General features: G+C 61.8%; 18 protein-coding genes. 13 read left to right on the top strand and 5 right to left on the bottom strand.

Annotated elements, in window-relative coordinates:
• Nucleotides 1-6 precede the first annotated feature (6 nt).
• From AC6CHO_RS07310 to AC6CHO_RS07335, 6 genes are all read left to right on the top strand, one after another.
• Nucleotides 7-588, top strand: a complete 582-nt coding sequence (locus AC6CHO_RS07310; RefSeq protein ID WP_498214371.1) for a hypothetical protein — start codon at nucleotides 7-9, stop codon at nucleotides 586-588.
• A gap of 368 nt (nucleotides 589-956) precedes the next feature.
• The gene (locus tag AC6CHO_RS07315; RefSeq protein WP_498214372.1) at nucleotides 957-1,484 is read left to right on the top strand and encodes a copper chaperone PCu(A)C; all 528 of its coding nucleotides are present in this window, start codon (nucleotides 957-959) and stop codon (nucleotides 1,482-1,484) included.
• Nucleotides 1,484-2,686: a Dyp-type peroxidase gene (locus AC6CHO_RS07320; RefSeq protein ID WP_498214373.1), complete on the top strand. Its 1,203-nt coding sequence runs from the start codon at nucleotides 1,484-1,486 to the stop codon at nucleotides 2,684-2,686. Before AC6CHO_RS07315 ends, AC6CHO_RS07320 begins: the two co-directional genes overlap by 1 nt.
• 34 nt (nucleotides 2,687-2,720) lie before the next feature.
• The gene (locus AC6CHO_RS07325; protein ID WP_498214374.1) at nucleotides 2,721-4,136 is read left to right on the top strand and encodes a PepSY-associated TM helix domain-containing protein; all 1,416 of its coding nucleotides are present in this window, start codon (nucleotides 2,721-2,723) and stop codon (nucleotides 4,134-4,136) included.
• 1,151 nt (nucleotides 4,137-5,287) lie between these two features.
• On the top strand, nucleotides 5,288-12,412 hold the full coding sequence (locus tag AC6CHO_RS07330; RefSeq protein WP_498214375.1) for an SdrD B-like domain-containing protein: 7,125 nt from the start codon (nucleotides 5,288-5,290) through the stop codon (nucleotides 12,410-12,412).
• A gap of 142 nt (nucleotides 12,413-12,554) precedes the next feature.
• The gene (locus AC6CHO_RS07335; RefSeq protein WP_498214376.1) at nucleotides 12,555-13,934 is read left to right on the top strand and encodes a copper amine oxidase; all 1,380 of its coding nucleotides are present in this window, start codon (nucleotides 12,555-12,557) and stop codon (nucleotides 13,932-13,934) included.
• 29 nt (nucleotides 13,935-13,963) lie between these two features.
• On the opposite strand, the gene AC6CHO_RS07340 is transcribed toward AC6CHO_RS07335, so the two are convergent.
• On the bottom strand, nucleotides 13,964-15,562 hold the full coding sequence (locus AC6CHO_RS07340; protein WP_498214377.1) for an amidohydrolase: 1,599 nt from the start codon (nucleotides 15,560-15,562) through the stop codon (nucleotides 13,964-13,966).
• 156 nt (nucleotides 15,563-15,718) lie between these two features.
• On the opposite strand from AC6CHO_RS07340, the gene AC6CHO_RS07345 reads away from it, so the two are divergent.
• Nucleotides 15,719-16,045: a hypothetical protein gene (locus AC6CHO_RS07345; RefSeq protein WP_498214379.1), complete on the top strand. Its 327-nt coding sequence runs from the start codon at nucleotides 15,719-15,721 to the stop codon at nucleotides 16,043-16,045.
• On the opposite strand, the gene AC6CHO_RS07350 is transcribed toward AC6CHO_RS07345, so the two are convergent.
• A complete protein-coding gene (locus tag AC6CHO_RS07350; protein ID WP_498214380.1) occupies nucleotides 16,004-16,633 on the bottom strand; it encodes a TetR/AcrR family transcriptional regulator in 630 nt (209 codons plus the stop codon). The two genes, AC6CHO_RS07345 and AC6CHO_RS07350, sit on opposite strands and share 42 nt — an antisense overlap.
• A 72-nt stretch (nucleotides 16,634-16,705) precedes the next feature.
• Here AC6CHO_RS07350 and AC6CHO_RS07355 point away from each other — a divergent pair, with 72 nt between their 5' ends.
• On the top strand, nucleotides 16,706-18,328 hold the full coding sequence (locus AC6CHO_RS07355) for an amidohydrolase (protein WP_498214381.1): 1,623 nt from the start codon (nucleotides 16,706-16,708) through the stop codon (nucleotides 18,326-18,328).
• Nucleotides 18,329-18,813: 485 nt separating this feature from the next.
• Here AC6CHO_RS07355 and AC6CHO_RS07360 read toward each other — a convergent pair whose 3' ends face one another.
• Complete coding sequence (locus tag AC6CHO_RS07360; protein ID WP_498214456.1) at nucleotides 18,814-19,236, bottom strand: winged helix-turn-helix transcriptional regulator; 423 nt, start codon at nucleotides 19,234-19,236, stop codon at nucleotides 18,814-18,816.
• Nucleotides 19,237-19,320: 84 nt separating this feature from the next.
• Here AC6CHO_RS07360 and AC6CHO_RS07365 point away from each other — a divergent pair, with 84 nt between their 5' ends.
• Nucleotides 19,321-20,136: a Rossmann-fold NAD(P)-binding domain-containing protein gene (locus AC6CHO_RS07365; RefSeq protein ID WP_498214382.1), complete on the top strand. Its 816-nt coding sequence runs from the start codon at nucleotides 19,321-19,323 to the stop codon at nucleotides 20,134-20,136.
• Between the two features lie 553 nt (nucleotides 20,137-20,689).
• Here the strand turns inward: AC6CHO_RS07365 and AC6CHO_RS07370 are convergent.
• Entirely contained in the window at nucleotides 20,690-21,880 is a 1,191-nt protein-coding gene (locus AC6CHO_RS07370) for a serine hydrolase domain-containing protein (RefSeq protein ID WP_498214383.1), read from the bottom strand.
• A complete protein-coding gene (locus tag AC6CHO_RS07375) occupies nucleotides 21,880-23,310 on the bottom strand; it encodes a purine-cytosine permease family protein (RefSeq protein ID WP_498214384.1) in 1,431 nt (476 codons plus the stop codon). Before AC6CHO_RS07375 ends, AC6CHO_RS07370 begins: the two co-directional genes overlap by 1 nt.
• 413 nt (nucleotides 23,311-23,723) lie before the next feature.
• Here AC6CHO_RS07375 and AC6CHO_RS07380 point away from each other — a divergent pair, with 413 nt between their 5' ends.
• The 4 genes from AC6CHO_RS07380 to AC6CHO_RS07395 all read left to right on the top strand — a co-directional run bounded on the left by AC6CHO_RS07380 (nucleotide 23,724) and on the right by AC6CHO_RS07395 (nucleotide 26,663).
• The gene (locus AC6CHO_RS07380; RefSeq protein ID WP_498214385.1) at nucleotides 23,724-25,052 is read left to right on the top strand and encodes an MFS transporter; all 1,329 of its coding nucleotides are present in this window, start codon (nucleotides 23,724-23,726) and stop codon (nucleotides 25,050-25,052) included.
• 55 nt (nucleotides 25,053-25,107) lie between these two features.
• Entirely contained in the window at nucleotides 25,108-25,758 is a 651-nt protein-coding gene (locus tag AC6CHO_RS07385) for a GntR family transcriptional regulator (protein ID WP_498214386.1), read from the top strand.
• Between the two features lie 90 nt (nucleotides 25,759-25,848).
• Entirely contained in the window at nucleotides 25,849-25,986 is a 138-nt protein-coding gene (locus AC6CHO_RS07390; RefSeq protein WP_498214387.1) for a hypothetical protein, read from the top strand.
• A complete protein-coding gene (locus tag AC6CHO_RS07395) occupies nucleotides 25,983-26,663 on the top strand; it encodes a DUF2848 family protein (protein ID WP_498214389.1) in 681 nt (226 codons plus the stop codon). Before AC6CHO_RS07390 ends, AC6CHO_RS07395 begins: the two co-directional genes overlap by 4 nt.

Below are 26,663 nucleotides of genomic sequence, written 5' to 3' on the forward strand. Positions count from 1 at the left end.
TTCTGCGTGACTTTCGTATCGCTGCTGTCCCACGTGCTGGCCGGAGGGGCAGTGCCGGGCGTTCTGAATATCGCCCTGCCGCTGTCGTTGTCATTGCTGGTCTGCACAGGGCTCAGCGGACGCCATTTCACGCTGCTTCGGCTGGCCATCATGGTGGCCATCAGCCAGATGCTGTTCCACCTGATGTTCTCCATGGGGTCGGGCCATGCGTCGATGGCTCAGCCGCGACCCGGGGATTTCGGCGCGCATGGCATGAAGATGATCCTCGAGATCCCACGGGACTCGGCATTGCCGATGCCTGGACACGGTGATGCTTCCATGATTATCGCCCACGTCATTGCCGGGATTGCCACGGTGCTCTTCGTGCATCGCGGGGACGAGCTCATGACCAGCCTCGCCGGCCTCATGGCCCTTTGCCGCTGGACCCGGTTCTGGGTTCTCCTGGCCTATTCGCACCAGCCGCCCGCACCCCTAACTGCTCCTCCGGGATGGGAAGAGCCGCGGGCCTGCACCTTGGCAGTGTACTCGACAAGCGTTATCCGGCGCGGACCCCCGCTGGTGGCAACAGCGCAGAACACCGCCCATTAATCGAAGCTTGGCTTCGCTACCGCAGTTTTGACCCCTGCACAGGACCTGATGGCGGTCTTATCCGGTGCGCCCGGAACTTTCCCTGCCGGGCTTTGCGCTGCCCAGGGCTGATTGGCGAGCGCCAATGAGCGCTGATCCAGCGGATCCCGTGAGGCCAGCCTTTCGCTTCATGTCCCCGCATCGGGCACACTGCCGCATGTTCTAACCGCAATTTTCTGCGCATTCTCATCCCCGCATCACGGGGTATCAGCACGCTGGTGGCGCCATTTCACGCTGCCGGATTCCAGCCATGCCAGACGGGCACACGGCCCGCCTTGCGCTCTCGCGAAGCCTTCTCAGCGCTTCGCGCAAACTTCACAGGATGACCCTTGAAAAAATCATTTGGCCTTCGTGCCACCGCGCTTGGCGCGAGTTCCCTGATCCTCCTTGCCGGCTGCGCCGCTCCTGAACCAGGCGCTGCATCGCCTTCCCCGGCAGGAACCACCATTGAGGTAAAAGACCTCTGGCTCAAGGCAACACAAGACGATATGTCCTCGGCCTTCGGCACCATCGAAAACACCGGGGACCACGCGGTGACCATTACGCGGGTCTCCAGCGCGGTATCGGGTGATACCGGATTGCATGAGACCGTGGCCAATGAGTCCGGGGCTATGGTCATGCGCGAGAAAACCGGCGGTTTCACCATTGAAGCCCACGGGAAGCTGGAGCTTGCTCCCGGCGCGAACCACCTGATGATCATGGATCCGAAGAAACCGCTCAAGGCCGGTGATGAAGTGGCGCTCACCTTGGAATTCTCCGATGAGAGCAGCTTCGATTTCACAGCGCCGGTCAAGGATTTCGCCGGGGCCAAGGAAAGCTACGATGAATCGTCGTCGCAGAGCGGACATGGGCACTGATGGGATCGGAACGCTCCGGGACCGCCATGCGGCCAAGCCGCCGGGGACTGCTGATTGCAGGTGCCGCGTCAGGCCTTGGAGCAGTCGCCGCGCTGGGTATTGAATCACTGGCAAATTCGGCTTCTCCTGCCGGTGCGTCCGAGCCTTTGCACGGGCAGGAGACCATTCCCTTTTATGGATCGCATCAGGCCGGGATCGCCACAGCGCCCCAAGCCTACGCAGCGTATATTGCCTTGACGCTGCGCGACGAGGTGGACCGGGACAGCGTTCAGCGGCTGCTTCGCATACTCACCGATGACGCTGCCAGGCTGACGCAGGGCCGTGAAGCGCTGGCCGATACCGAACCTGAGCTGGCGCACCTGCCGGCACGGCTCACCGTGACCTTCGGATTCGGGAGCAGAATGGCCAAGCTGGCAGGTGCGGCCACCTCGGAAGTCAAGCCGTTGCCGGAATTTGGCATCGACCGGCTGGAACAGCGCTGGTGCGACGGCGATCTATTGCTGCACATCGCTGCGGATGACCGGCTCACCGTGTCCCACGCACAACGCATGCTGCTTAAGGATGCGCGCAGCTTCGCCACGGTGAAGTGGACGCAGGCAGGTTTCCGCAGAGCCCGCGGGTCAGAGGCCAGCTCAACGACAATGCGCAATCTCTTCGGCCAGGTCGATGGGACTTCCAACTTGGCACCTGGCACCCAGGAGTTCAACCAGCTTGTCTGGAACAAGGATTCAAGCACCACCATGGTGCTGCGCAGGATCCGCATGAATCTGGAAACCTGGGATGAGCTGGATCGGCCCGCGCGGGAATTCAGCGTAGGCCGCACCCTGGACAACGGTGCGCCCTTGACCGGTGCCCTTGAACATGATGAACCGGATTTCCGCCGGCTCACGGTTAATGGCTTCGCCGTGATTGGCGACCAGGCCCATATTCGGCGCGCCCGCTCGGAGAATCCGGAAGAACGGATTTATCGCAGGGCCTACAACTACGACGAACCGCCCACCGGCGAGAACATCTCTGATTCCGGGCTCATCTTCGTGTCCTATCAGAAGAGCGTTGCCAAGCAGTACGTGCCATTGCAGCAGCGGCTGGATCAGCTAGACGCAATGAACCAATGGACAACTCCCATCGGGTCTGCCGTTTTCCTGATCCCTCCGGGCTGCCATGAGCACGGCTTTATCGGCGATACGTTCTTCACCGCCTGAGATCCCCGACTTTTCACTTTTTCAAGGAACCATCATGACTCTTCTGGAAACTTCACCAGAATCATCTTCACCCCAGCGGTCCCGCCCGGCGGGCAAGGGCTGGTTTGGGCAGCTGTTGCTGCGCCTGCATTTCTACGCAGGAATTTTCGTTGGCCCCTTCATCCTGGTTGCGGCGCTCAGCGGTGCGCTGTACTCCGTGATGCCCCAAGTCGAGCAAGCGGTCTACGCCCGGGAACTGCAGGCCCCCGTTGCAGATGCCTATTTGCCACTGGCACAACAGATCGAGGCAGCCAATGCCTACCTCGGGGACCAGGATACGCCTGCTGCTGTTCGCCCGGCCCCGAACCCGGGCGACACCACCCGGGTGATGTACTCCGAACCCGGGTTGGGCGCCAGCGAAATGAGAGCTGTTTTCGTGGATCCTGCCACCGCAGAAATCCGCGGAGACCTGACAACCTACGGAACCAGCGGCTCCCTCCCGCTGCGGACCTGGGTCGACCAGCTGCACCGGAATCTGCACCTCGGCGAACCAGGACGGCTTTACAGCGAGCTGGCGGCATCGTGGCTGGGGATTATCGCCCTGGCCGGAATCGGCTTGTGGGTCCAGCGGATCAGGAAAACGAAACGCAAGAAGGATCTGCTGCGCCCTAGCATCAGCGCCAAGGGCTATCGAAAGCTGGCTAGCTGGCACGGTTCGCTGGGACTGTGGATTCTCATCGGTGCATTCTTCCTCTCTGCCACGGGCATCACCTGGTCAACCTTTGGCGGGGCGAATGTGGGCGAACTCCGCTCGGCATTGAACTGGGGAACCCCGTCGGTGAACACCGACTTATCCGATTCCTCCGGCGACGAGCATGCCCATCATCACGGGGTGGACTCAGCACAATCCGGGAAGATGGTGAATCCGGCCGCCTTCGACACAATGCTGTCGATCGGCAAGGAAATCAACATTAATACTCAACTGGTGGAAATCAAGCCTCCCGCAGCGGAAGGCAAAGCCTGGGTAGTGCAGGAAATCCAGCGTTCATTCCCGACCGAAGTCGACGCGGTATCGATTAATGGCCAGAGCCTGGAAGTTGTCGATCGCGTTGATTTCAAGGAGTTCGGCCTAGTTGCGAAACTTTCACGCTGGGGCATCGATATCCATATGGGCACCATGTTCGGACTTCCGAATCAAGTGCTGCTGTTCCTACTCGCCTCGGCGATCGCCGCCATGGTGGTCCTTGGATACGCGATGTGGTGGAAACGCCGCCCTACGCGAAATTCTGCACAGTTGATGGGCAAGCCACCGAGGCGCGGTGCCTTGTCGCGTGCACCGTGGTGGGGATCAGCGCTGTTACTGCTGGCAGCCGCGGCAATAGGAACGCTCTTGCCGTTGCTTGGCATCAGCCTGACAGCCTTCCTGGCCGTGGATCTGATGGTTGGGAAATTTCAAGCACGGCGAGCCTGAAACGAAACAGGCTGCACCTGAGCAATTGGCTCGGAAAGCTTAGTGTGTCCAAGGCAGGGCCATCCTCCGCGTCCAGACGACGCGGTCGATGGCCCTGCTTTTGCCCTGTCCGAATAGGCAAGGCTCTGCGTTCCATCGTGCAGGCCTGAAAAATGCGAGCCGGCGCGAGCAGTTTTATCCCGGGCCACGGACTGCCGGCTGCTCGGTGGCGAAGCTGGCGCAGGATTCGATGCGAGTTGGCCCGATGGGCAGATCCAGGAAAAGGGGATATGCGGTTTTAACCCCACGTGGACCGTGCAAAATCTCCGGTATTGCACCTTGATAAATCACTGTCAGCAACCTGATAGAAAGCTGAATATACGATGAATCGATAAACCGTGCCATCCTCCAAAAGTAGTATTGACGCTGCTAGATTCTTGTGGTGACCTGTCGATTTAACGAACTTTTGATGAATTAGCACGTAATATTCACGCACATAGGTAACTCTCAGGAAATTGCTTGCTAGTTTTACGGTACACATGTATCAACCGAAACTGCCCAGATGTTAGTCATTGCAAGCAACGGAGGACGAGAAATGAATACAATCACTGCTCTCTTTGATTTCCGCAAGGAGCATATGAACGGTCTGTGGAGCTAACTGCAGACCCCACGGCGCCATTCCAGGTGAAACCAGCTGCTTGGCGTTGCTACTAAAAGAGGATTCGGCACTTTCCTTGCCGATTAGACCAGCCTCAATTATGGATCAATCCGCGCTATCTTCTCTTACGCCGAGGATTTGGACGAAAGTTCAGCCGAAACCGCGTGCGGGATAGGCGTTCCACCGAAAAACCCAGCACTCCCATCACCGAGAACCCTCGGATGGGGGCATTTGGCGACGGGTAAAAACGCCGCCAAGACGAGTCGCCACGCACTTTGTAGCTGGATGATTCGACCATCCATCCTTTCACCATCTGACGGACAAATCTTTAGTCAGAAGCATTAATCGCTTTCGCATGCCTTTTTTGAGTAGTCAAACGCGAACCATCGATCAGATTAATTTTAAGAAACTTACGTCAATCTCTTGTGCTTTCCCCTGCAAACAGGCTTGGATAAACCTTGGGGAAACCTTGGGACACAAATCACAAGCACTTCAAAGCAAGGAGGGTGTCCGTATGCGACGCTCAGAACGCAAGACAGCACCTGCAGTAACTGCCGGATGGTGGAGACGGCCAGTAGCACTGGGAATGGTCTCCTCGGTTGCTGTCACGACTTTCGGCCTCCCTGCGATGGCCGACGTAGACACCCAGCCAGATGAAACCACTGAGGCAGCAGCCAGCAATATCGACCTGAGCCTGATTGGCCAGGAACTTGCCGGTGGCGGGCAGAGCCGGGCTCTGTTCCCTGGGGGACCAGCAACCGATGATGGTGCACTGAACGCATCCCTCCTCGGCGGACAGATGCTCGATCTGGGCGGCTTGAACCTGCCGATCGACCAGATCATCGACTACGGCGAGCTTGGCGCACTGCTGTCGCAGTCGACTGCCACCGACGCCAAGAATGGCGAAGCGATTTCTGGTATCGCCGGCGCCGATGGTTCCGTCAGCCTCGATGGCGAGGCCGGTGGATTTGGTACCGCAAAACTAGACCTACTTTCTTTGTTCCGTGCAACCGGAACTGACGGACTGACCGACGACATCGTCAGCAAGGCGGAACTGACCGCCGGCGTTGGCGGCGCACACGTCGAAGCCGTAGATGGCGCATTCCAGGATCCTGATGGCGTGGGTGGCGACGGCCAATACCGCGTCGCAGAGGCGAACCTCGAGCTCGAATCGCCAATCGTCAGCCAGATCGCCAGCGGAATCTACGACCAGCTGGCAACGGTCGACCAGGCGTTGGAAGATGCCGTCGATGGAGCGAGCCAGCTCACTGACTTGCTCAACACCATCACGTCGGCACTTCCTGTCGGTGCCACAATTGACGTCTCTGCCGAGTCCAACATCCAGGAAGAAGTCTTCCAGGAGCTTTTGGCGCAGCCGATCACCTCCAAGAATGAAGTGCTCAGCATCGATCTTTCGACGGGCAAGCTCTACGTCGACCTGGACAAGGCCTACTCGGGCGAGCGTCCTGAGGGCGTCGATCTCCCGGACGGCATCAACAACCAGGCACCGAACACCGAGCTGATCAGCAATGAGATCTACCCGATCATTGCCGAGACGATCCACGACCTCATCGAAGAGGTCATCAAGGTTGCCACCAACGCCATCGAAGGCGCGATTTCCAGCATCACGCTGAACTTCGAATTGACCCAGACCACGCCACTTGTTGGCGACACCGTTGCAAACTGGAGCGTCAACCTCGGCGCCGAGAACGTGGCGCCGGTGGACTGCTCCGGTCCAGCCTGTGCCGTCGTTGAGCCGCTGATCAACGCTACGCTGATCCCGCTGATCAACACCGCAGTGGTGCCGATCCGCGACTTCCTGGTCGGCGACGGCGGACACGCAATCTACGACCTGCTGATCACCGACATCAAGACCAACGCCATCACCCTGCCGATCCGCCAGGTACTGGAGCCAGTCTTCACCCTGATGGCGCAGATCGTTTCGGTGCAGCTGAACCGCCAGGTCACCACGACCTGCGAAGGACCAGACGGCACCCTGACCGACAGCCTCGAAGTCTCCGCACTGAGCATCGGCCTCCTGCAGGCTGCTGACGCAGGCCGCCTGAACCTCGGCACCGCCGGTGTCCGCATCGGCGCATGTGACGACGCGGCAGTCATCAACCCGGCCATCACCTTGGACCCAACCTCGGTTGCTCCAGGCGAATCCACCAACCTGACCGGTACGGGATTCACCCCGGATGGCGATGTCACCCTGCAGCTGACCGACCCTGATGGCAACCCAGTGGGCGATCCAATCACGGTGCCAGCTGACCCTGAGGGCAACGTTCCTTCGACCGCCATTCCAGTGCCTGAAGGTTCCGCACCAGGCGATTACACCGTTGTGGCTACCGATGTCACCACCGATACCCCGGTAGAGAGCCCGCTGACCGTCACCGACGGCGGCGTGCTGCCAGGCAACGGCTCCATCGGAGACCTGGTCTTCGACGATGCCGACATGGACGGCGTGCAGGACGAGGGCGAAGCCGGCGTTCCAGGCACCGTCGTGAACCTGCTGGATGCCGATGGCAACCCAGTCAACGACGCCGATGGCAACCCTCGCACCACCACCACCGACGAGAACGGCAACTACTCCTTCGGCGAATTGCCAGAGGGTGACTACACCGTGCAGTTCGTTGCTCCTGAAGGCAAGGCATTCTCGCCTGCAGATCAGGGCGGCGACGACGCTCTCGACTCGGATCCAAACGCTGAGGGTGTTACCCCGGTTATTTCGGTCACCGCCGAGACTCCAACCACCGACGCAGTGGATGCTGGTCTGGTTGACGACGACGCGGCCATCGACCCGGCCATCACCTTGGACCCAACCTCGGTTGCTCCAGGCGAATCCACCAACCTGACCGGTACCGGATTCACCCCTGAAGGCGATGTCACCCTGCAGCTGACCGACCCTGATGGCAACCCGGTTGGCGATCCAATCACGGTGCCAGCTGACCCAGAGGGCAACGTTCCAGCCACCGAAGTGCCGGTTCCAGCTGACGCTCAGCCAGGCGATTACACCGTTGTGGCTACCGATGTCACCACCGATACCCCGGTAGAGAGCCCGCTGACCGTCACCGACGGCGGCGTGCTGCCAGGCAACGGCTCCATCGGCGACACCGTGTTCTCGGATGACAACGGCGACGGACTGCAGGACGAAGGCGAAGCCGGCGTTCCAGGCACCGTCGTGAACCTGCTGGATGCCGATGGCAACCCAGTCAACGACGCCGATGGCAACCCTCGCACCACCACCACCGACGAGAACGGCAACTACTCGTTCGGCGAGCTGGCGCTTGGCGGCTACACCGTGCAGTTCGTTGCTCCTGAAGGCAAGGCATTCTCGCCTGCAGACCAGGGCGATGACGACTCGATCGATTCGGACGCTGGCAGCGATGGACGCACCCCAGCGGTGGCCCTGACCTCGGCAGCACCGGCCAATGACACGGTTGACGCCGGTCTGGTCGACGCTGATGGCGAGATCAACCCGGTGCTGTCGCTGGATCCGACCTCGGTCGCTCCTGGCGAATCCACCAACGCCACCGGTGACGGCTTCACCCCTGAGGGTGATGTCACCTTGCAGCTGACCGATCCAGAGGGCAACCCGGTCGGTGACCCGATCACCGTGCCAGCCGACGCCGAGGGCAACGTTCCAGCTACTGAGATTCCAGTTCCTGAGGACGCCGCACCAGGCGACTACACTGTCGTGGCTACCGACGTCACCACCGATACCCCGGTTGTCAGCAACCTGACCGTCACCGACGGCGGCGCGCAGCCAGGTCCAGGTTCGCTGGGTGACTTCGTCTTCGAAGACAGCAACAGCGATGGCCTGCAGGATGAGGGCGAGCCTGGTGTTCCAGGTGTTGTCGTGAACCTGCTGGATGCCGATGGCAACCCGGTCAACGATGCTGATGGCAACCCTGTCACCACCACCACCGACGAGAACGGCAACTACTCGTTCGGCGAGCTGGCGCTTGGCGGCTACACCGTGCAGTTCGTTGCTCCTGAGGGCAAGGCTTTCTCGCCTCAGGGAACCAACGATGACGGTGCTGTTGACTCGGATCCGAACGCCGAGGGTGTCACCAACGTCTACACGCTGACCGAGGAAGCGCCAACCACCGATCAGGTGGATGCCGGCCTGGTTGACGATGACGCTGTTGTCGATCCTGCAGTCACCCTGGACCCAACTTCGGTTGCTCCAGGCGAGTCCACCAGCCTGACCGGTACCGGCTTCACCCCTGAGGGTGATGTCACCTTGCAGCTGACCGATCCAGAGGGCAACCCGGTCGGTGACCCGATCACCGTGCCAGCCGACGCCGAGGGCAACGTTCCAGCTACTGAGATTCCAGTTCCTGAGGACGCCGCACCAGGCGACTACAAGGTTGTGGCAACCGACGTCACCACCGATACCCCGGTCGAGAGCCCGCTGACCGTCACCGACGGCGGCGTGCAGCCAGGCAACGGCGAGCTCGGCGACCGGGTCTGGAATGACCTGGATGCCGACGGCGTTCAGGATGATGGTGAAGCTGGCGTATCAGGCGTCACCGTCAACCTGCTGGATGCCGAAGGCAACCCGGTCAACGACGCTGATGGCAACCCTGTCACCGCAACCACCGATGACAACGGAAACTACACCTTCGCCGGGCTTGCGCTGGGCGAGTACACCGTGGAATTCGTTGCTCCGGAAGGCGCATCCTTCACCCAGGCCAACGCCGGCGATGACGATGCTGTTGACTCCGACGCTGCCGAGAATGGACGCACCGAAGTGGTGGCCCTGACCTCCACGGCTCCTGCGAACATGACGGTTGATGCCGGTATTGTCGACGCTCCAGCTGTGGACGAGGCCACCGTGACGGTGAACCCGACCGAGGTGAAGCCAGGCGAGGAAACCCAGGTGACCGGCGATGGCTACGCTCCGAACTCGGACGTGACCGTGCAGCTGGTTGACCCAGAGGGCAACCCGATCGGCGACCCGATCACTGTCACCACGGATGAGAATGGCCACTTCACCACCCCGCTGCCAATCGGCGAGGACGTGGAACCAGGCGACTACAGCGTGAGCGCAGAGGACACCGAGGGCAACAAGGACACCGTGGACTTGACTGTCGCGGCTCCAGGTGGCGAAGGCGAGCTCGGCGACCGCGTATGGCGCGATGCCAACAGCGACGGCATCCAGGACTCCAACGAATCCGGCCTGGCCGGCGCCGTGGTGAACCTGCTGGATGCCGAAGGCAACGCCTACACCGACGCCGACGGAAACCCGATCACCACCACCACGGATGAAAACGGCAACTACGCCTTCACCGGCTTGGCACTGGGCGAGTACATCGTTGAATTCGCGGCACCTGAGGGCGCTTCCTTCTCGCCAGCAGAAGCTGGCGACGATACGGCAGTGGACTCCAACGCCGGCGAGAACGGGCGCACCAGCACCGTGACCCTGACCGCCGCGGCTCCAGCTGACCGGACCATTGACGCTGGTATCGTCGATGCTCCTGCAGTCGAGGAAGCAACGGTCACGGTCAACCCTGACGAAGTGGCTCCGGGCGAGAGCACCACGGTCAACGGCGAGGGCTATGCTCCGAACTCCAAGGTCACGGTCCAGCTCAAGGACAAGGATGGCAATCCTGTAGGCGAGCCAGCAGAGGTCATGACCGACGAGAACGGCAGCTTCAGCACCGAAATCACGGTTCCAGAAGATGCGGTTCCGGGCGATCACACCGTGGAAGCCACCGATGAGGAAGGCAACTCGGATGACGCGCCACTGACCGTCACCGATCCTGACGGCAACTCCGGTGAGGACAACGGCGAGCTGGGCGACCGCGTCTGGCGCGACGGCAACGGCAACGGCCTGCAGGACGATGGCGAGTCCGGCCTGGGCGGTGTCACGGTCAACTTGCTGGATGCCGAAGGCAACCCGGTAGCAGATGAATCCGGCGATCCGGTGACCACCACCACCAACGAAAACGGCACGTACACCTTCGCTGGCCTGAAGATCCAGCAGTACATTGTTGAATTCGAAGCACCAGAGGGCGCAGCGTTCGCACCGGCTGGCGTGGGCAATGATCGCGGCATCGACTCCGATGCCGGAGAGAATGGCCGCACTGAGGTTGTCACCTTGACTAGCCAGGCTCCGGTGAACCAGGGCGTGGATGCCGGTATCACCGATGCACCGGCTGTGGAGGAAGCTACCGTTACGGTGAATCCGGAAACCGTTGCACCGGGTGAGAAGACCATGGTCACCGGCGATGGCTACGCACCGAACAGCGAAGTAACCATCACGTTGACTGACAAGGACGGCAACCCGCTGGGTGATCCTGTCAAGGTCACCACCGACGAGAACGGGCACTTCAGCACCGAGGTTACTGTTCCCGAAGATGCCGAGGAAGGCGACTACACGGTTGCTGCCGAGGATACCGAAGGCAACAAGGACACCACGCTCCTGAAGGTCGTCGATTCGGATGGCAACGGCAACGACGGCGCTTCGATCGGTGACTTCGTCTGGAACGACTCCAACAAGGACGGAATCCAGTCCGCCGATGAGGCCGGAGTACCAGGTGTCGGTGTTAGCCTGCTCGATTCCGAAGGCAACGCGGTACTCGATGCCGACGGCAACGCAGTGGTCACGACCACCGGCGAAGATGGCAAGTACGGCTTCGGCGACCTGAACTACGGCGAATACACCGTACAGTTCAACGCCCCATCCAACGCCACCTTCACCACCTCCGGCGCTGGGGATGACCGCTCCAAAGACTCGGATGCAAACCAGGACGGACGCAGCGCTGCAGTTCAGCTCTCGACCGCCTCGGCCAGCAACCAGAGTGTTGATGCCGGTCTGATCATCGATGAGAACGCCGAGACCCCGACCTTCACCGTCACCCCTGACGAGGTAGCACCGGGCGAGGAAATCACCATCGATGGCGAAGGCTACGAGCCGAACACCAACATCACCATCGAGTTGCGCGACAAGGACGGTAACGTGATCGAGACCATCGACGTCATGACTGACGACGAAGGCAAGTTCACGACCAACATGACCGTCCCTGAGGACGCGGAAGAAGGCGATTACAAGGTCGCCACCGTTGATCCAAAGGGTGTCGAGCTGACCCGCGACCTGCGAGTCACCGACAAGGACGCCAACACTTGCGCCGCTGACGAGTCCATCACGGTTACTCCTTCGAAGGTCAAGGCCGGAGAAACCGTGACCGTGAAGGGCCAAGGATTCACCGAAGGCCAGATTGTTGAAATCACGGTTACCGGTGAGGACGGCAAGCAAGTCGAGGTATCCATTGCCGAAGCCGCATCCGCTCAACTGATCACCATCGATGAAAGCTGTGGCTTCGAGTTCAAGATCCAGCTGCCTGAGGACATCAAGGAGGGGCCATACACCGTAGACGTCAACGACGAAGACGGCAAGACCATTGACTCCGGCGAGTTCGAGGTAGTCGGTTCTAACGACAACAACGGCACCGACAATGACGGTGACAACAATGGAACCGACAACAACGGTGACAACGACAGCGACAACGACAATGACGGCCTGGCCAACACCGGTGCTGAAGTTATCGGATACTCGGTGCTCGGCCTGCTGGTTGCAGCCGGCGGTGTCGCCCTGACGGTAATGGCTCGCCGCCGCTCGCAGCGCAGCTAATCAAGGCAACGACAGATGCCCGTGATCTGTTGTAAATAACACCAAGATGGGGAACCTGGTTGTGGGTTCCCCATCTTGGCGCGTTAAGGCACGCGAATCCAGGAACGCAAGAGAAAGCCAGCTTTTTACTAGACTCATGACTGTGCTCAGCAACTTAGTTTCGAAATCATTGACCGGCCTGGGACTCGCCGTGGCCGTCACGCTGCTTGCCGGCTGCCAGAACGCCGCCCCGCCTGCAGCAACCCAGCCCTCGGCTTCCGCCTCGCCCCAGGGGCAGGCGAGCTGCCCGGAAGGAAGCCAATCGCTGGCCAAGGACATGACCAGTGGCGCCAACTGGTCGATGTGCTTCTCCGTTGATCCCAAGCTCGGCATGGTCTTGAGCGACATCGCCTTCGCTCCACCGGCCAGCGAGCCGATCAAGCTGATCAGCTCGATGTCGCTGGCCCAGCTTGAAGTGCCCTATGACGACGGAGGGCGTTCGACTTCTGATATCACCACCGCCGGATTCGGGGGACCGAATATGCATTCGCTGACGGAGATCGAATGCGCAGGAGAGCTGAAGAAGCATCCGATTCCGACGATCGGCGATGGCACGAAGTTCGGGTCCATCGAGGAGCGCCCGGTGCTCTGCAGCGACATGGTCGATGCGGGCTTGTCATATCGCTCGGCTGAGGTCGGCGAATTGCTGGCCAAGCGCAAGGACGACTGGCAGCTGTCAACCATTTCAAAGGTCGGCTGGTACGAATACATCAACCAGATCACCTTCGGCGCCGATGGCACCATCCGCCCCTCGCTGGGCGCAACCGGCGACCTTTCCCCTGCGGACTACAGCGATGCAGAGCACGGCAGCGCTGTCGGCAGCGGCGAGCACGACCATGCCTCCAGCCACTCGCACAATGCCGTCTGGAAAATCGACTGGGCCCTGGGCGGGGATACCGGGCAGAAGATCCAGCAGTACGATGCCAAGCCAACCGGCAAGGAAGGGGAGCATTCCCCGATCGTTGAAGGCGAGTATTCGACGATTTCCAGCCCGTCCACAGCCCAGTGGACCGACAAGCGCTGGTGGAAGATCTCGGCTCCAAAGTTGCTCAACGAGGATGGGCATGAGATGTCCTACGAAATCAGCATGGGGAAAACCGACAGTTTCACCTTCATCGACGACAAGCGTAACCATGAGCACTCGGATGGCGGCGATGACAGTATCGGCTACGACGTCGCCTTTACCAATGCGGATGAATGCCAGATATTCGCCACCTATAACCGCGGCGGCTGCGGTCGCGGAGTGCTGGATTACGTCCAGAAGCAGCAAGATGAGAAGCTCGACGACCTGATTTCCTGGGTGGCCGTGGGCTATCACCACGTCCCCCGGGATGAGGAGCAGTCTCCGATGGAGGTGCACTGGCAGGGGTTCAATCTGGTGCCGCGCGACTTGACGGCACAGCGCCTGGACGTGCCCGAAAGCAGGCAGGATCTCAACGGCCAGCCCCAGGACTGGGACGGGCAAATGCCGCCAGCGCCGTAGCGCCGGCGGCCGGTCGGCCCGTGGAAGTGCTACCGGGCGTTGGTCCGCTTTCCATTGACATAGGTGGCCACGATGTCGACGGTGCACAACTCTTCCGGGGTGATCAGCAGCGGGTCGGCTCCGAATACCGTCAGGTCCGCGGCGGCGCCCATGGCCAGCTGCCCGCCGGTGGCACCGGTGCTGGCGTGCACGTTGACCGTGTAGCCTTCCAGGGCCTCGCGTGCGCTGAGCTTATGCCGGGGGCCGGTTGAATCGCTGCCTTCGACTTCCGTGCGCCGGCGGGTCTGGGCATCGGCCATGATTAGGCGCGGATCGTAGGGGGCCACCGGCCAGTCCGAACCCAGTGCGAGGGTGATGCCCGCATCGGCGACATCGCGCAGCCGGAAGGCGAAGGACGCCCGGTTTCCGCCGAGGCGGCGCGACCACGGATCCGAGCCGTCCGCGCGTACGAAGTGCGTGCAGTGGGTCGGCTGCATGCTCACCGTCGCGCCGCTGGCCTTCAGGGCCTCGAAATCCTCATCGGTCATCTCTTCCAGATGCTCGATGCGGTGCTGCACCCCGTTCTCCGGCAGGCCGCTGATCGCCTTGATGACATAGCCGATACCCTGGTCGCCGATGGCATGGGTCGTGGTGGTGACTCCTGCCTGGGCCAGCCGGCCCAGATTGGCCAGGTACTGCTGCGGGTCGAGGTACAGGGATTCGGTCGACTCGCCTTCGGCGTCCGGCTCGTAGAGCCAGGCCGTGCCGTTGTCGATGGTGCCATCGATCATCAGCTTGGCGCCGCGGATGTTCCAGCGGCGCCCATGGACTCCCTGCAGCTCGATGACTTTGTCCACCGCCTGCGGTCCGTCGCTGGCCATGACCCAGGGGGCAACCCGCAATTTCAGCGGCAGGTCCCCGATTTCCTCCATCAGGCGCAGCACCTGGAGCGAATCCGGGTCTCCCAGATCCAGCATTTCGGCGCCGGTGAGGCCCTTGGCCGCCATGTCGCGCAGCAGCTGATAGGTGCCTTCGGCCTTGTCCTGCGCGGTGAGCGTGGGCAAGGCCTTCTCCACCAGGGCCATGGCGGCGAATTCCAGGATGAAGCCGTTGGGCTTGCCCTGCTCGTCGGTGGCGAAGCTGGAGCCGTCGGCGAACTTTTCGGTGCCGGTGATCCCGGCAGCCTCCAGCATGGGCTGGGAGGCCAGGGCCGAATGCGCGTCGAAGCAGGTGATGTACGATTCGCGTCCGGGCGCCGCGATATCCAGGAAAGACCCGCTGGGTTTTCCGGTGCCGAAGATGGCCACGTTGAGCCCGTAGCCGAGGACTGGCGAATCTTCCGGCTGCGCCGCGGCGTACTCCCCGAAGACCGTGATTGCCTCGTCGACGTCCTTCACATCGCCCATGAAGATGCCGCGGGCGATGCTCTGCCCGTAGATCGGGTGGACGTGCGCGTCAACGAGCCCCGGAGTGATCGTCGCCGAGCCATGATCGATGACCGCTACGCCTGGCTTGATCCACTGCTGCGCCTCTTCCCGGGTGCCCAGCTTCTGGATGATGCCATCGGCAATGCCGATGGCCGAGTGGTTCTCGGTTTCGCCAAGGCTGTGGATAGTGTCAGCGAGGATGATCGTGTCGAGGGTAGGCATCGTGGACTCCTAAATGAATGGCATTAATTATTCCTATAGTAACGGGCGCTGCGGGCGCGGTCTATGGGCTGCTGGCCGCACTGCCCGCCAGCCAGCAGCTTTCCGCTATTCGAGGTGAACTTTCTTGGAATGCGGACATGGCGCTATCTTCGGAGCATGGTGAACGCATCTGCAGGGACTGGGGCGATCGAGCCATTCGTGGACCGGGACTGGCCGCTGGCCCACCATGATGAGGTGGTGGTTGCCGACGTCCGCTGGTGCCTCGACGGAGCCTCCGGCGAGCAGGGCTATCGACGCGGCCATATCCCCGGCGCGGTGTCCTGCTGTGGTTCCGGGATCACCGCATGCCGCAACCTGCTGGCCATGGAGCAGGCCGGGCTGGGGATTGGGAAGTTCTATCCCGCGGGATGCTCCGAATACGCGGCGCCCGGCGGGCGCGGCTCAGCGCTGCGGCAGGCCGCCCGGGGGCAGTTCCAGGAATAATTCTGCGGCGGTGCGGATCACCGGGGTCAACTCGGACAAGGCCAGCGGATCGGTGGTGTTGACGTAGCTGCCGGCTCCGTCGATGATCACGAAGATTCCAGTGGCTGCCCGCTTGGCGTCGGCCGCGGTGACCCGTCCTGCTTCCTGAGCGCGGGTGACCAGCTTGGTCAGTTCCGCGAGCGAGAGGGCTTCCTGCGTGCTGACCAGGCTGCGCAAGGAGGGACGATAGCGGGCGAGGTGGCGGGCATTGAGCCAGAGCTTGCCGAGATTCTCAAAGTCCGGAGCGGACACGTTGGACAGGAACTGCGAGATGTTCCCCAGTTCATCGCCTTCCAGCATCCCCTGCGAGAAAATCGCTTCGCGTTCCCGCGAGGCCGCCAGCTCGAAGGCGGCGCAGGTCAGTTCGTCGATGCTCTTGAAGTAGTGGCTGATCAACCCCGGACGCACATCCAGCTTCTCAGCGACCAGCCGCATGGTGACCTTCTCCAGGCCGAGCTGCAACGCCAGTGCGGCGGAGGTGTCCAGGATCTGGGCGCGACGGTCTTCCGGATTCTTGCGTATCCGCGGCCGGGGAGTGCTTGACGTCATGCGTTTACCCTAATAGATTTGGAACCTACAGTCTATTGGTGTAAGCACCAATAAATCGGAATGGTGGGGCTAGTGAACGCAGACTTGATTGTCCGTGCGCGGGGACTTCGGAACCCGGGCGGAGATCCGCTGGCAGCGACGACGCTGGCCATCCGCGGCGATCGCATCGTGGCCATGGGCGGAGACGAGATCCTGCGCGAACACGCCGCAGCGCACACGCGCATCGAAATGATCGACGGCGTGATCCTCCCTGGTCTGGTGGATATCCACACTCACCCGGTCTGGGGCTCCATCGAACGCGGCACTTCCCTCGACCTGGACCGCATCGGCACGCTGGGCGAACTGCTGGCCGCAACCGGCGAGCGCATTGATCAGCTCGGTACGCGGGACTGGATCACCGGCTTCAACCTCGATGTCAACCTCTTCGATGGCCAGCCCAGCGGCCAGATCCTCGGCGAACGCTTCCCCGGGGTAAAGATCAGCTACATGACCGCGGACGCCCACGCCCTGGTGGTCAGCCCGGCGGTCATTGCCCACCTGGGCATCACCGGCCGCGAGCAGTTCGCCGATGCCTCCCGGATCCACACGGATGCTCAAGGCGCCCCTACCGGCTACATCGTGGAGCTTCAGGCCATGGATCTGGTGATGGCGCACTACCCGGACCTGCCCATCGAGCAGGCAGCGGACCATGTGCTCGCCGAGCTGAGCCAGATGGCGGCCTGCGGGCTCACCGGGGTGCATGCTCTGGACTTCGCAGAGCCCTCCGAGGCCGTATATAAGTATTTGGACGACCGCGGCCTGTTGCCGCTGAAGGTACGCTGCTCCCCGCTGATCCCCGCCGATTCGGGGCCCGAGGCCTGGGAACGCGCCGTCGAACAGCAGGCCCTGGGCGGGAGGCGCTGGCAAGTCGCCGGGGTGAAATTCATGCTGGACGGGACGGCGGATAACGGCTCGGCTTGGTTCGCCCACCCGGACTGCTACGGCCAGAACACCGATAGCCTCTGGCGCAATCCCGAGGCCTACCGCCGGGCCATCGCCTATTTCAGCGCCCGGGGCATCCCCACCGCCACGCATGCCATTGGCGATGCGGCCGTGGCCTATGCGCTGGACGCCATCGAGGCCGCCGGACCCGTCGCAGGTGGGGCGCATCGGATCGAGCACCTGGAATCCATCGGCGACCAGTTGCTGCCGCGCTTCGCGCAGCTCGGCGTCATTGCCAGCGTGCAACCCGTGCATGGAATCCGGTTGACCAGCCCCGACGGCAGCGATAACTGGTCTGTCCGGCTGGGAAGCGAGCGCAGCGCGCATGGCTGGCGCACCCGCGACCTGCTCCGGGCCAAGGCGCCGCTGGCGCTGGGCTCCGACTGGCCCATCGGTGCCGCCGATCCACGGATCGCCCTGGCCGATGCGCAGTTGCGCCGTCCGGTGGAACAGCCATGGGCCATGCCGCTGCACCTGGAGCAGGCGCTTACCGCCGCCGAGGCCTATCACGCGATGACCAGCGTCCCGGCCCTGGCTGCGGGCCAAGAAGGCGGGGGGATCCTTGCCCCCGGGGCCTGCGCCGACCTGACGATCTTCGCCCGTGACCCGCTCAGTCTGGAACCGCAGGCCCAAGCCGCGAACCCGGTGCTGGCCACCATCGTCGATGGCAAGCTGGAAGACCACCGGTGTGACGCCCCGGGGAGCGGAAGCTAGGAAAAACCGCACCGGCTTTTGGCGGAACTGTCGCGTGCCGTGGATGTATGGGCGCACGGCCTCCGAACTTCTGGCGGAGGGGCTATCGACGAGGCTGTCTAATCCAGAAGGCTCAAGTGCAAGGCGCGGCTTCGTTGCAGACCACCCGCGGACGTACCGCCATGGAGGCGGGCCTGCAACAGGTTCTCAGCGCTGTCACTTTTCCCAGGGCAAGTACGTCCTGCACGTCCTCTTGCCAGATCCCCCATTCCCTCGTGCGCTTGCCGAGGGCTAAGGGCCTTGAGGGCGAGCAGCTGACGACCGGGCTAGGTGGACAGTATGGATCGAAGCAAGATGCGCGACTGGCGTTTAGGTGTTTAGGTATCGTCAGGAAAGCAAGCCAGCCAACTTAACAAGGGACGCCTGGTGAGGTTACTGCTTGGGGTGAGTGTGGTTACTTTGCCTTTGGGCCGCTGGCTTGAGACCTGCGGCTTGCGCTGAGCCGGCTACCGGATTTCGTTCCCTGGATGTTGGGCATCATAGATTTCACGGGAATGACTGATTTCTTCTTGATGCGCAAGCGACCAATCAGCGAGCGCCTTTACAAGGTGGGTCAAGCTCGCCCCTGTCTCAGTGAGCCGATAATCCACTTGAGCAGGCACTGTCGGATAGGCCGTACGAAGAACCAAACCATCACGTTCCAGCCGCCGTACGGTCAGTGTCAGCATCCGCTGGGAGATGCCATCGATGGCGAGTTGCAGCTGTCTAAAGCGCCTCACACCGTTCGCAAGCTCTACGATCACGAGAACTGACCACTTATCACCCACCCGATCTAGTACGTCCCGAATCCCGCAATCAGGGTGGTTCTGTTGCCCGCAGGGATCAAGCTCTGCTGGCTGAGTGGTTACTTCGGTGTTCGTCACTGACATCAAACTGCCTTCTTGTGGAGCTGTTTGGAACGGTTGAGACTGATTGTAGTTACTGGTAAGAACCACTTGGGAGAATCAAACAACATGATCATGGTGACAGGCGCAAAAGGTCAGCTCGCAACACTCATACTCCAGAAGCTCTCCGATCGGGACATCCCAGCCATAGGTGGCAGCCGCGCTGCCGGCGATGGCCAGCGTTATCTTGATTTCGACAATTCCACGAGTCTAGATTTCATGGGTATTTCAATTCTTGTCCTAGTTTCGGCCGGGTATGCCGAGGACGATCAAGTCATCGCACGTCATCAATCTGTCCTCGAATCTGCCGTTCGCGACGGAGTTCATCATGTGATTTACACGAGCCTGACCAGCGCAGGTGATCATCTCGGTTTTGCGCTGGCCCACCGCGCCACTGAAAAACTGGTCAAAGCAAGCGGCCTTGGCTGGACGATTCTGCGCAATGGCTTGTATGCCGAACTTTTCGGAGCATTGCTGACCTGGACGTCTGATGGTTTGGAATCAGCCTTTGGCGACGGGGCGCTTTCTGCCGTTGCCAGGGCAGATTTAGCTACCGTGGCAGCAATAGTCGCGAGCGACCCTGCCTCACACGCAGGTAAGACCTACGATTTGGTGGGAGCACCGATCACGGTCAAAGATGTTGCGGATCGTCTCGGCGCCCGTCACCAGAAGATCAGCCTTAGCGAATATCGTGCGCAGCTCCTTCACGATGGAACTTTGCTCCCGTTCCAACCTCCGATGCTGACTTCGATTGCCAGCAGCATTCGGCACGGGCTCCTCAGCAACGCCAGCCCTGATCTTGAACAGCTACTCGACCGGCCCATCACCGACGCGCTAGCCACAGCTGCTGGTGCCGTATCCGCAATGACCACCAGTTCGCACTGATCACACGGATTCTCCGGCAACCCAGCAGGCCTGCCTGCGCATAGAGCGTCCCAGATCGAGAGGTGCAAGCAGCCCGAACGAATGACCAGTATCTGCTCTGAAGCCTTGCATGGGGAAGCACCGGGGCGTATCACCAGCCAAGGGGTATTCCGTGACATTTCGGGACAGCGGTATCTAGATGCTCTGGTTTAGCCAAATGCTCCGGCCACGGCCAGCTCCGTGAGCGCACTCGCGGAGCCGTCTATGACTGCAGATCTCAATTCGGGTCAACCACACCCTCAGCGGCAGGCTGCGTTCGTCTACAGAGCGGGGAGCCATCGTCTTTTACTGAAGAAGACACTGCAGAAGCTGGCATCGGCTTCCTATGCTTGACCCAGGCAGCGAGCGCCTTGGGGTCCGGGAATGCCTCGGCGCACCAACCATTTCTTTGCCCCCTTCGCCAGCCTTGATTATTGGCACTGGCCAGTGAGCGTGTCGCAGATGGCAGAAAACCCGTGCGGCTCATCGAAATGATCGATGGGCCGCACGGGTTTTGCAAGGGATGGCGCCGAATCTAGCCGAGCTGCGCGGTCGCTTCGCTCAGCTCCAGCAGCAGGTTGGTCTGCACCTCATGCCATTGGGCAGTATCTGGCTCGGGCCAGCTTGAGAGCTTGACGATCACCAGGTCCTGAGAGGGGTCGATCCAGAGGTTCTGCCCGTGGATGCCGATGCCGGAGATGATGCCGCGCTCATTTCCGGTGCACCACCATTGCCGGGCATAGGATCCCCGCGGGAAGAGCTGGGCGAAGCCCTCGCCGGCCATGTGCTCTGGCAGGCCCCCGGCGAAGACCTCGGCCACCCAGCTTTCTTCGACCACGCGGCCTCCGGCGGCCATTCCGCCGTCGACCATGAGGCGGCCGACCTTGGCCAGATCGCGGGCGGTGCAGCTGATCCCGCCGTTGGCGAAGCCGAAGCCGCGATCGTCCACGGTGATCATGGCATCGTGATCGGCACCGAGCTTCTGCCACAGGAAGCGGCCCAGCGCCTGCGCGTAGCGCAGCGAGCTGGCGCGCTCGATCACCCAGGCCAGCACGTCGGTGCCCGCCGAACAGTACTGGAACTTCTCGCCGTGCTTTCCGCTGCCGCGCAGCGTGGCCAGGAAATCGCCGGTACTGCGCGGGTCGCCGTCCAGCCGCGGGCGCCACCCGGAGGAACGGTCATGGCGTTGCACCTCGGAGGCCGGGTCCTGGTAGTTTTCGTCGTAGTCCACTGCCACCAGCATGTCCAGCACCTGGCGCACGCTGGCATCGCCGTAGGCCGATGGCGCCAATTCAGGGACGTAGTGGCTCACCGGAAGGGATACGTCCAGCAGCCCCTCCATTTCCAGGGCGCCGGCCACGAGCGCGCACAGGGATTTCGATACGCTCATCAGCAGGTGCGGCTGATCCGCATCGCTGCCGCCGTGGTAGTACTCGGCCAGGATGTCATTGCCCCGCAGGACCACCAGGGAGTCGGTGCAGGTTTCTTCGAGCCGGCGCTGCAGATCCGGCATGGACTGCGCTAAGGCGTCGAGGCGAACCGTGGGAACTGCCGGCAGTGCAGACCTGGTGATCCTCGCGTGGGCGGTTACCTCCTCCATGTGCGTGAAAGCCCAGCGATTATGCCCGGCCTCCTGCCAGGTGGCGAGCAGTTGGTTGTCGGGGGCGTCGAACGGGTAGCGCGCTGGATGCGCCGCGGCGCGCTGGGCCGGGGACGAGGATGGCATCAGGCGACCTCCTGCTTTCGCGCCGATTTCTTGAACAGCAGCGTGTAGACCAGGGCCGATACGGCCATGCCTGCCGGCACCGAAAGGTCGATCCCGCCCAGCAGCAGCGCCAGGGGGCCAGCCCAGACATCGGTGGAGAGGAACAGCGCCGACGCCAGCCCGCCGGCCACGAGCGCCACGATCCCGGCGACGCTGTAGCCCGAGCGGTACCAGTACTTGCCCGAAGGGAACTGCTCGAACAGCTGCAGGGAATCGTAGCGGTTGCCGCGCAGCAGGATGTCGGTGGCGTAGATGGTGATCGTCGGCACCGAAATGATCAGCAGGAACTGCAGCATCAGGTTCACTGCATCGATCAGCGAGGTGGAGACCGCAAGCACAAAGGTGAAGATTGTGCCCAGCACGCCGATCAGCACGGCCGAGGGGATGCGCTTGATCGGCACGCCGATGGATTGGAATACCATGCTCGCCGTGTAGGTGGTCATGCCGTTCAGCGCCACAGTGTTCAGCACCACTCCCACGACCAGCAGCACGCCGAGCCAGCCCGGCAGCATGTCCATGAGCGCGAAGTCGATGCCGATCTCCAGAGCATCGAAGGAAACGAGGGTTCCCAGCAGGGCGCCGACGCTCAGGAAGATCACGCCCGGTACCGCGCCGCCGAGCGCGGTAGCTGCGATCACGCGCGATGTCCTGGTTTCGCTGGGCAGGTAGCGCGCCATATCCGCGCTGTTGGAATAGGACAACGGGGTGGATGCCAGGATGGCGAATCCGATGCTCAGGGAGATCCACAGATCGAGGCCGCCCAGCGGCTCAGGCTGAACGAAACCGAAATCGGCCTTCGACAGGATGAACACCGTCACTACCACGAAAATCGCGAGCAAAGCGGCGGTGACCACCGAGTAGCTGCGCAGGATCAGCCCGTGGCCGTAGACGGCGACCAGCACGGTGATTCCCGACACCGCAATGGTCACCAGTGCCTTGGCCAGAGTGTCGTTGCCCATGCCGAGGCGCCGCAGCAGTTCTGCGCCCATGAAGGTGGAAGCCACCCAGTTCAAGGCGAGGAAGATGCCCGACACGAACCAGCCGTAGAAGGCAATCACGATGCGGTTTCCGCGGATGCCGTAGATGGCACGGGTGATCACCGAACCCGAAGTGCCTGCCGACGGGCCGCTGGCCGCGACGATTCCCGGAAGGATCCAGAGCAGGTTGCTGGCGATGATCACGAGCATCGCCTGCCAGAGCTCGAGGCCCAGCACGAGGGTGAGCGTGGCGCCCATGGTGAAGCTCAGGACGCTCACATTGGGTGCGGCCCATACTGCGAACAAGGCCCGTGCCGTGCCGTGGCGTTCTGCGGCGGCGATGAATTCGATCCCGCGTTTTTCTGGATGCTTGGCGGAATCCGTGACTTCGGGATCAAGGTGCGCGCTACTCATGGCTCGCAATCCTTCCTGCTGGGTGTGGCCGCGTCATTGAGGCATCACCCTCAGTGCTCGCGGTTATTGGTCCCATGACCAATTAACTTTCAAGGATCAATTACAACGCCCTGACTCCGACAGTGTCAAGCCTCACAATCCATGGAAGTGGGGCCTTCGCCCTCGAAAGCTGGCGTGGGTTGGGTGATTGCGGAAAATTTTCCCCATCACCCCTCTGGGTTTGACTCTGTTGCGTTCCTGATCCGCTCCCATTGCGGGCGGATCGGACTCCCGAGCAATGGTGGATGCCAAAGAAACCGCGCCTGTAGACAAGTTGTATACAACTAGTCTACAGTACCTAATGTGCATTACATCACCCCGAAACTGCGGCCCTAGAAGCCGTCCCCCCCCACAGTGAAACAGAGGAGAGCTAGATGACTAAGACTGCATCTACTCCAAAAACCCGCAAGCACACTTCGCTTCCGACCGTCGCCGCATCGAGCCTCGCCGGCACCGCGGTGGAGTGGTACGACTTCTTCCTGTACGGCACCGCCGCCGCACTGGTCTTCAACAAGCTGTTCTTTCCAAGCAACGACCCTTTCGTGAGCACTATGCTCGCCATGGGAACTTTTGCCGCGGGCTTCTTGGCACGCCCGCTGGGCGCCATCGTCCTCGGCCATCTCGGCGACCGCAAGGGGCGCAAAGCCACGCTGGTCGCCAGCCTGATGCTCATGGGCGTATCCACCACGCTCATCGCACTGATCCCCACCTATGAGGCCATCGGCATCGCCGCGCCGCTCCTGCTGCTTCTTCTCCGCCTGATCCAGGGATTCGCGCTGGGCGGCGAATGGGGCGGTGCCGTCCTGCTGGTCTCCGAGTACAGCAATGACTCGCGCCGCCGCGCATTCTGGGCCTCATGGCCGAATGTGGGCCCGCCACTGGGCAACCTGATGGCCGCCGGCGTGCTCGCACTGCTCTCCGCCACCATGACCCCCGAGTCGTTCCTTTCCTGGGGCTGGCGCATCGCCTTCGGGCTATCGGCCCTGCTGGTGATCATCGGGCTGGTGCTTCGCCTCTACGTGGAAGAAACCCCGCTGTTCAAGGCCCAGCAGAAGAAAGCCGCCACCGGCCACGCCAAGCAGAAGCTTCCGCTGGCACGGCTGCTGCGCGGGAATTGGCGCCAAATCCTGATTGCCGCCGGAAGCCGCATGGGCGAAAATGCGGGATTCTACATCTACTCCCTGTTCATCATCACCTACGTCACCGAGATCCTGAAGCTGGAACGCGGCGTCGGGCTGACCGCGGTGATGATCGGCCAGGGCGTGGCGGTTGTCGCCATCCCGCTGATGGCGATCGTCGCCGACAAGCTGGGCCGCAAACCCATATTGTTTGCCGCCTCGGCGGCAACCGTCCTCTGGGGATTCGCCTTCTTCGCACTGCTGGATACCAAGTCGACCAACCTGATCATCATCGCGGCCGTCGGCGGGCTGCTGATCTTCGCGGCCTACAGCTCGGTCATCGGGGCATTCTTCTCGGAACTGTTCCCCACCGAAGTCCGCTACAGCGGCACCTCGGTGGCCTACAACATCGCCTCGCTGATCGCCGGATCGCTCTCCCCGCTGATTGCCCTGTCGCTCTACCACGCATTCGGCACGGGCATGGCCATCGGACTGTACTTGGCCGCCATGGGCTTGATATCGATCGTCTCGGTAGCTTTCGCCAAGGAGACGAAAAATATCAAACTCACCGACCTCGACGCCTAAGCTTAGACAAGGACGTGCATCGTTGACTCAAGAACATTACATCAGGACATGGACCATGAGCGTATTTCAGACACCGCCAGCCACCGCACCCGAACGTGCCTACCAGTGGCTGCGCCAGCAAATTGCCGAGCTTCCATGGAACCAAGAGATGTTCTTGAGCGAGAACTCCATCGCCGGCGCCGCGCAGGTGTCCCGGACCCCGGTCCGTGAAGCGCTGCTACGGCTCGAAGCCGAAGGGCTCGTGCGCCGCATCCCGCATAAAGGCATCTATATCCCGGCGATGACCGAAGCGGATATCCAGGAAATGATGGAGGTCCGCCAGGTGATCGGCGAATGGGCAACCCATCAGGTCGCCCAGCGCCGGCCCGAAACCGTCCTGCGGCTGCAGGGCCTGCTGGACGAGCAGCGCCAATGCCTGGACGATGCAGTCAAGTTCATCGAACTCGACATCGCCTTCCACAAGTCCATCGTGGAAGCGGCGGGCAATGCCACGCTGGCCCAAGTCTATGACTCCCAGCGCATCAAGCAGGAACGCGTGGGCATCCAGGCCGTGCTCGCCACGGCTGACAGATATACCTCGGTGCTCGCCGAACATGAAGCAATGCTCCAGGCGATCAGCGCCGGGGATGCAGAGCAGGCGCAACTCGCGGCACGGCGCCATATCCATTCGACCCGGGATGCGATTAGCACCCGGAAAGTCCACTAGAAAACCAGCCTGACCGGCTTCGGCCAGGTGCCCAGTGCGCCCGGCCTTGGTCCCGTGCACCCAAAAACCGTCCATTGGAGGCAGAAAGCCATGGATTTCAACCTTGTCCACCTCAGCGGATCCGAGCCGCAAAGCACCGTTCAGTACGCAGACTTCGGCCTGCTGATGCTCGCCAGCTTGGACCCCTCGCTCACCCTCACCCCAACTACTTCCAGGAGCAACCCATGAGCAGCAATACCCCATCCCTGCTGGAGTTCGAGGTCCTCGGCAGCGGCGAACGCCTGACGATCTCGAACTTCACCGGCATGGTCGCCGGCTATACCGGACGCGACGCACACGCGGTGCAAGAGCACATCGATGAGCTGGCCGCCATCGGCATCGCCCCGCCGCCTGCGGTACCGATGTTCTACCCGGTCGAAGCGGACACCTTCACCAGCGCCGAGTCGCTGCAGACTGCGGGGAAAGCCACCAGCGGGGAAGTTGAGCCGCTGTATATCCGCCACCGCGGACGCTACTACCTTGGCTTGGCTTCAGATCACACCGATCGCGAGCTCGAAGCCGTGGACATCCCCGACTCCAAGCGGGCTTGCTCCAAGCCGGTAGCCCACCAGGTGGTGGCCATCGATGACCTTGCGGCCTTCAGCCTGGACAAGGCCCGGGCCCGCAGCTGGGTCGATGGCGTGCTGTACCAGGACGGAACCCTGGATAACCTGCGAACCCCGGCCAATGTGGTCAAGCTGTTCCTGGAACGCCATGACGTCGGTGACGGGGACTTCATCTGCCTAGGCGGCACGCTTCCGGTCATCGGCGGGAATTTCACCTACGGTTCGCACTGGCGGCTCGACCTGGAGCTCGAAAATGGCGAAACCCTGATCCACACCTATACCATCCAGCAAGGAAAGTAA

It is taken from the genome of Glutamicibacter sp. GQ173 (genome assembly GCF_059759215.1).